The organism is Candidatus Erwinia dacicola, from assembly GCF_001756855.1.
Lineage (GTDB): Bacteria > Pseudomonadota > Gammaproteobacteria > Enterobacterales > Enterobacteriaceae > Erwinia > Erwinia dacicola.
Genome location: NZ_MAYS01000126.1, coordinates 1 through 5541, shown reverse-complemented (window position 1 = coordinate 5541; position 5541 = coordinate 1). Strand labels below are relative to the sequence as shown.

At 53.3% G+C, this 5541-nt stretch carries 6 protein-coding genes and 1 pseudogene; 4 read left to right on the top strand and 3 right to left on the bottom strand.

The window, feature by feature from the left end; all coding sequences use genetic code 11:
* Window positions 1-158 precede the first annotated feature (158 nt).
* A complete protein-coding gene (trmA, locus tag BBW68_RS03890) occupies window positions 159-1259 on the top strand; it encodes a tRNA (uridine(54)-C5)-methyltransferase TrmA (protein WP_070134082.1) in 1101 nt (366 codons plus the stop codon).
* Between the two features lie 38 nt (window positions 1260-1297).
* Here the strand turns inward: trmA and BBW68_RS03885 are convergent, their stop codons facing one another.
* Window positions 1298-1651: a YijD family membrane protein gene (locus BBW68_RS03885; RefSeq protein ID WP_070134081.1), complete on the bottom strand. Its 354-nt coding sequence runs from the start codon at window positions 1649-1651 to the stop codon at window positions 1298-1300.
* Window positions 1652-1663: 12 nt separating this feature from the next.
* On the bottom strand, window positions 1664-2305 hold the full coding sequence (gene fabR / locus BBW68_RS03880; protein WP_070134080.1) for an HTH-type transcriptional repressor FabR: 642 nt from the start codon (window positions 2303-2305) through the stop codon (window positions 1664-1666).
* Window positions 2306-2499: 194 nt separating this feature from the next.
* Between fabR and sthA the strand changes: the two genes are divergently transcribed.
* Window positions 2500-3900, top strand: coding sequence for a Si-specific NAD(P)(+) transhydrogenase (gene sthA / locus BBW68_RS03875; RefSeq protein WP_070134079.1), 1401 nt, complete (start codon window positions 2500-2502; stop codon window positions 3898-3900).
* Here sthA and oxyR read toward each other — a convergent pair.
* Window positions 3883-4803, bottom strand: a complete 921-nt coding sequence (gene oxyR / locus BBW68_RS03870; RefSeq protein WP_070134078.1) for a DNA-binding transcriptional regulator OxyR — start codon at window positions 4801-4803, stop codon at window positions 3883-3885. The two genes, sthA and oxyR, sit on opposite strands and share 18 nt — an antisense overlap.
* A 133-nt stretch (window positions 4804-4936) precedes the next feature.
* On the opposite strand from oxyR, the pseudogene BBW68_RS03865 reads away from it, so the two are divergent.
* Window positions 4937-5191 (top strand): annotated as a pseudogene (locus tag BBW68_RS03865) (redoxin family protein); the annotation flags it as partial.
* 82 nt (window positions 5192-5273) lie between these two features.
* A partial coding sequence (locus tag BBW68_RS15675; protein ID WP_186821264.1) for a transposase zinc-binding domain-containing protein occupies window positions 5274-5541 on the top strand: 268 nt, incomplete at its 3' end.

Genomic DNA, 5541 nt, shown 5'->3' with positions numbered 1-5541 from the left:
CAGATAGTTAAAGGTAAAATATAAGCCTTATCTAGGATAGCCTCCAATAAAATTGGAAGTCCAGATATCCATAAATGACGATTTATGCACAATACTGGACATGAGTTGAAGAATCCCTACAATAGCTTGGCTATCACCGCCAAATATTCAGAAAAAACATGACGCCCGAACAGTTGCCTATTGAACAATACGATGACCAACTCGCTGAGAAAGTGACACGACTGACGTCGATGATGTCTGTGTTTAACGTTCCCGAGGTCGAAGTCTTCCGTTCACCAGTGAGCCACTATCGGATGCGCGCCGAATTCCGCGTCTGGCATGACGGTGATGACCTCTACCACATCATCTTCGATCAGGAAACGCGCGATCGCATCCGCGTCGACAGCTTCCCGACAGCCAGCGAGCTGATTAACCGCCTGATGCCGCGCCTGATTGCCGCTGCCCGTGAGCAGCACGTTCTGCGCTTCAAGCTGTTCCAGATTGACTACCTGTCAACGGTCAGCGGCCTGATCGTGGTCTCCCTGCTGTATCACCGCAAGCTGGATGAAGAGTGGCAACAGGCCGCCAGCGCCCTGCGCGACACGCTGCGTGCCGAAGGGTTTGAGCTGCATCTGATTGGTCGTGCCTCCAAGACTAAGATCTGCCTCGACCGCAACTACGTTGACGAGTGTCTGACTATCAACGGGCGCGAAATGATCTACCGCCAAGTGGAGAACAGCTTCACTCAGCCGAATGCGGCAATGAATGTGCAGATGCTGGAGTGGGCGCTGGATATTACGCGCAATTCAAGCGGTGACCTGCTGGAGCTGTACTGCGGCAACGGCAACTTTTCACTGGCGCTGGCGCGCAATTTCCGTCGGGTGCTGGCGACCGAGATCGCCAAGCCTTCCGTCGCTTCTGCGCAGTACAATATCGCGGTGAACCAGATCAATAACGTGCAGATCATTCGCATGGCGGCAGAAGAGTTTACCCAAGCGATGAACGGCGAAAGGAGTTTCAAAAGGTTGGAAGGGATCGATCTGACCAGCTACGAGTGCGAAACCATCTTCGTCGACCCACCGCGCAGCGGTCTGGATGAAAAAACGGTGAAGATGGTGCAGGCTTATCCACGCATTCTTTATATCTCCTGCAACCCGCAGACGCTGTGCGATAACCTTGCCACGCTGTCGGCTACGCATGAGGTTACGCGTCTGGCGCTGTTCGATCAGTTCCCGTATACCCATCATATGGAGTGCGGCGTGCTGCTGACTCGCCGCTAATGAATAATTGTCGGGCGACGCCTGTCGCCCGGCTTTATTCAGCTGACTTTACGTGCTCGCCACTTCATCGCGATCCAGAACACTACCACGATCATCAGCAGGGTCGGCACAAAATTCGAACCTATATCAGGGTATTCCACCCGCACCATTGCGCTATACAGCAGAATACCAAGCAGGAAAAACGCGGCGGCCAGCGAAGGCATCCCATCCGGCATAGCACGATTCAGATAACGCTGATGCAGGCACCAAGCAGCAAGGCACAGTGTGACGAGCGGGAAGATAGAAAATGTTACCAGTGAACTAAACAGTACAAAAAAGGAACCGTTAAGTGAAAGCCCGGCAATAAAGGTCAGCAGCAGCGTTCCTTTGTCCCAGCTCATAGATAAATTCATATCACCACCCTTTTAATCTTTGGATTCCAACGTTACCGCCAGCCTCTCCTGTTCACGACGATACCAGTAGTACGCCCCTTTCGAGATCATACGCAGCTGCAGCACCAGTCGTTCTTCCAGCTGACGACGCTGTTCAGCGTCGATATCCAACGCTTCTGCACCGGCGTTAAACACAATAATGACCATGGCTTCCGCCTGCGCTTCAGTAAAACTACGCGGCATGCGGTTTTCTATTTCCAGATAGTCGGTCAGTTCGGCAATAAAGTGCTGAATTTCACGCGCGACCGCAGCACGAAATGCAGCGGAGGTTCCTGAACGTTCACGCAGTAACAGGCGAAAAGCATTCGGGTTATCTCCGATAAATTCCATAAAGGTGGAGACTGAAGTGCGGATCACGCTGCCGCCTTTGGCAATACGCTGGCGCGCCTGGCGCATCAACTGACGCAACATCAGGCCGCTCTCATCCACCATGGTCAGCCCTAATTCATCTACATCGCGAAAGTGACGATAAAATGACGTTGGGGCGATTCCGGCTTCGCGGGCAACTTCCCTAAGGCTAAGGCTGCCGAAGCTTCGCTCGGCGCTTAATTGACTAAATGCCGCTTCGATAAGCGTACGCCGTGTGCGTTCTTTTTGCTGCGCTCTGACGCCCATGTTAGTGCCTGTTTTGCCTACAAGAGGGTACTATAGCAAAAATTTCAGCGTACAGTAGTGGGTCAAACTTTGTGAACGCCTGTTAACCCTGTAATTTGGCAATTGATGGCAAAAAATACGGTTAGAATTGGGAACTGCGCGCTGAGATGTTAGAATCTCGTTGTAAAATTGTATAAGAAATAGGACGTATTGGTATGCAACAGTCTTATAATTACGACGCCATTGTTATTGGTTCAGGTCCTAGCGGTGAAGGTGCCACAATGGGGCTGGTAAAGCAGGGAGCGCTCATTGCCGTTATTGAGCGCTACCACAATATCGGCGGCGGGTGTACACACTGGGGAACCATCCCTTCGAAAGCGCTCCGCCACGCCGTCAGCCGCATTATCGAGTTTAACCAGAACCCACTGTATAGCGACCACACACGTCTTCTGCGTTCTTCTTTTGCCGACATTCTGAATCATACCGGAAACGTTATCAGCCAACAAACCCGCATGCGTCAGGGTTTCTACGAGCGTAATCACTGTGAGCTGTTCCAGGGTGATGCACGTTTTGTTGATGCCAACACCATCGAAGTTGAAAGCCATGACGGCACAATTGAACGCCTGACCGCCAGCAAATTCGTCATCGCCTGCGGTTCACGCCCTTATCATCCGCCGGATGTCGACTTTGCCCATCCACGCATCTACGACTGCTACTCCATCCTCAACCTGCACCACGAACCGGGCCATGTGATTATCTATGGGGCCGGAGTGATCGGCTGTGAGTACGCGTCAATTTTCCGTGGCCTGTCGGTCAAGGTTGACCTAATCAACACCCGGGACCGCCTGCTGGCGTTCCTCGATCAGGAAATGTCAGACTCGCTTTCCTATCACTTCTGGAACAATGGCGTGGTTATTCGTCATAATGAAGAGTTTGAGAAAATTGAAGGGGTGGCAGATGGCGCGATTATGCATCTGAAATCCGGCAAAAAATTGAAAGCCGACTGCCTGCTATATGCCAATGGCCGTACCGGTAACACCGACTCACTGTCGCTGGAAAACGTCGGTCTGGAAGCGGATAGTCGTGGTCTGTTGAAGGTTAACAGTATGTACCAGACGGCACAGCCGCATATCTACGCGGTGGGGGATGTGATTGGTTACCCAAGCCTAGCGTCTGCTGCCTACGATCAGGGCCGTATTGCTGCCCAGGCGATGGTAAAAGGTGAAGCGACCGCACACCTGATTGAAGATATCCCAACCGGTATCTATACCATCCCGGAAATAAGCTCCGTCGGTAAAACCGAGCAGCAGCTGACGGCGATGAAGGTGCCTTACGAAGTGGGCCGTGCGCAGTTTAAACACCTAGCACGTGCGCAGATCGTTGGAATGAACGTCGGCAGCCTGAAAATCCTGTTCCACCGCGATACCAAAGAGATCCTCGGCATTCACTGCTTCGGCGAGCGCGCTGCGGAGATCATTCACATTGGTCAGGCGATTATGGAGCAGAAAAACGGTGGCAACACGATTGAATACTTCGTGAATACCACCTTTAACTACCCAACAATGGCGGAAGCCTACCGGGTGGCGGCGCTAAACGGCTTAAACCGCCTGTTTTAACGCGCCGCTGCTCATCACGCCCTGCATATGTTCACGGATCGCCTCTGCCAGCTGCTCATAGCGGCCGCGCAGAGGTGAACCCGGGCGATACACTAACGCAATGGTGCGCTGTGGAACTGGCTTATAACAGTCGAGGTAACACACCCCATCGCGAACTCTCTCCTTCGGCACCGCCAGCGATGGTAACAGCGTAATTCCGCTGCCTGCCGCCACCATATTACGCAACGTTTCCAGACTGGTTGCGCGGAAGTACGTATTTTCATCGGCACCCGTTTGGAAGCAAAAGCCCATCGCCTGATCGCGCAGGCAGTGTCCATCTTCCAGCATCAGCAACTTCTCACCGGCTAGATCCGACATCGGCACGTGATCGCGTTCATGCCATGGATGATCGGCATAGATCGCCAGCTTCATCGGTTCATCAAACAGATGGACTTCAATAAACGCTTCCGACTCTTTCACCAGCGCCAGAATGGCACAGTCCAGCTTGCCTCTGTCGAGCTGAGCCAGCAGCTGCTGAGTCTGCGCTTCGTGCAGATACATCTCCAGCTTCGGGAAGGTCTGATGCAGCAAAGGAATAATCTGCGGTAGCAGATACGGGCCAACGGTTGGGATCAGGCCGATATGCAGCGGGCCCGACATCGCCTCGCCCTGCTGACTGGCCATCTCTTTCAGCACTTTCACTTCGCGCAGCACGGTACGTGCCTGATCCACCAGCAGCAGCCCGGCCTGCGTGAATAACACTTTACGACTGGTTCGCTCCAGCAGCATCGCGCCCAACTCATCTTCCAGCTTGCGGATTTGCCCGCTCAGCGTTGGCTGGCTGACGTGGCAGGCATCGGCGGCACGGCGAAAATGGCGATGTTCCGCCAGCGAAACCAGATACTCCAGATCACGAATGTTCATTTCAATCCTCTATTCCACGATAGTCCGTGACGATAGCTAGCATAGCAACCAACGGTTATCCCTATCAAGCCTGAATAATAATGTGCCCCTGCCGAATTAAAGCAGCCTTTATACGTTTATTAAGAGGTCTTTTATGTTTTCAAGTCAGGAAGATAAATCAATCCCGCAGGTCACTTTACACACGCGTCAGGGCGATAGCTGGGTCGACGTTACCACTGATAAGATGTTTAAAGATAAAACTGTGATCGTCCTTTCACTGCCGGGCGCATTTACCCCAACCTGCTCCTCCAGCCATCTGCCGCGCTACAACGAGCTGTCAGATATGTTCAAAAAACATGGCGTAAACAGCATCCTGTGCGTGTCGGTCAATGACACCTTTGTGATGAACGTAGCGCCCTTACAGGGCGAGCGTCACGGCTTCGCCGTTCCGGTGCTTTGCATGACTGGAGCTCCGCTTTATACTCAGCTCCATGTATATCCCGCGTCCCGCCAAACTCCTTTTCACCGTCGATGACGGCTGGAACCGCTATCTCGAAAAACATGGCGACAGCGTCAGCCAGTGGACCCCACTCGCCGTTGAGCGCATGCGCGCCTGCGGCACCTGCGCTATGGGTGTGCGCCGCTACTGCTGCGCTTCACCTGACTGTACCCACTCCCGCTTCTTCTGCCAGAGCTGCAAGTCAAAGGCCTGCAGCGCCGGCGGCATGAAGTCTACCGAGCAGTGGATTGCTGCGCGAC

Bases quoted from the DNA above. Each gene is read 5' to 3' on its own strand.
- oxyR (WP_070134078.1), bottom strand. From the start codon at position 4,803: ATGAACATTCGTGATCTGGAGTATCTGGTTTCGCTGGCGGAACATCGC.
- fabR (WP_070134080.1), bottom strand. From the start codon at position 2,305: ATGGGCGTCAGAGCGCAGCAAAAAGAACGCACACGGCGTACGCTTATC.
- sthA (WP_070134079.1), top strand. From the start codon at position 2,500: ATGCAACAGTCTTATAATTACGACGCCATTGTTATTGGTTCAGGTCCT.
- BBW68_RS03885 (WP_070134081.1), bottom strand. From the start codon at position 1,651: ATGAATTTATCTATGAGCTGGGACAAAGGAACGCTGCTGCTGACCTTT.
- trmA (WP_070134082.1), top strand. From the start codon at position 159: ATGACGCCCGAACAGTTGCCTATTGAACAATACGATGACCAACTCGCT.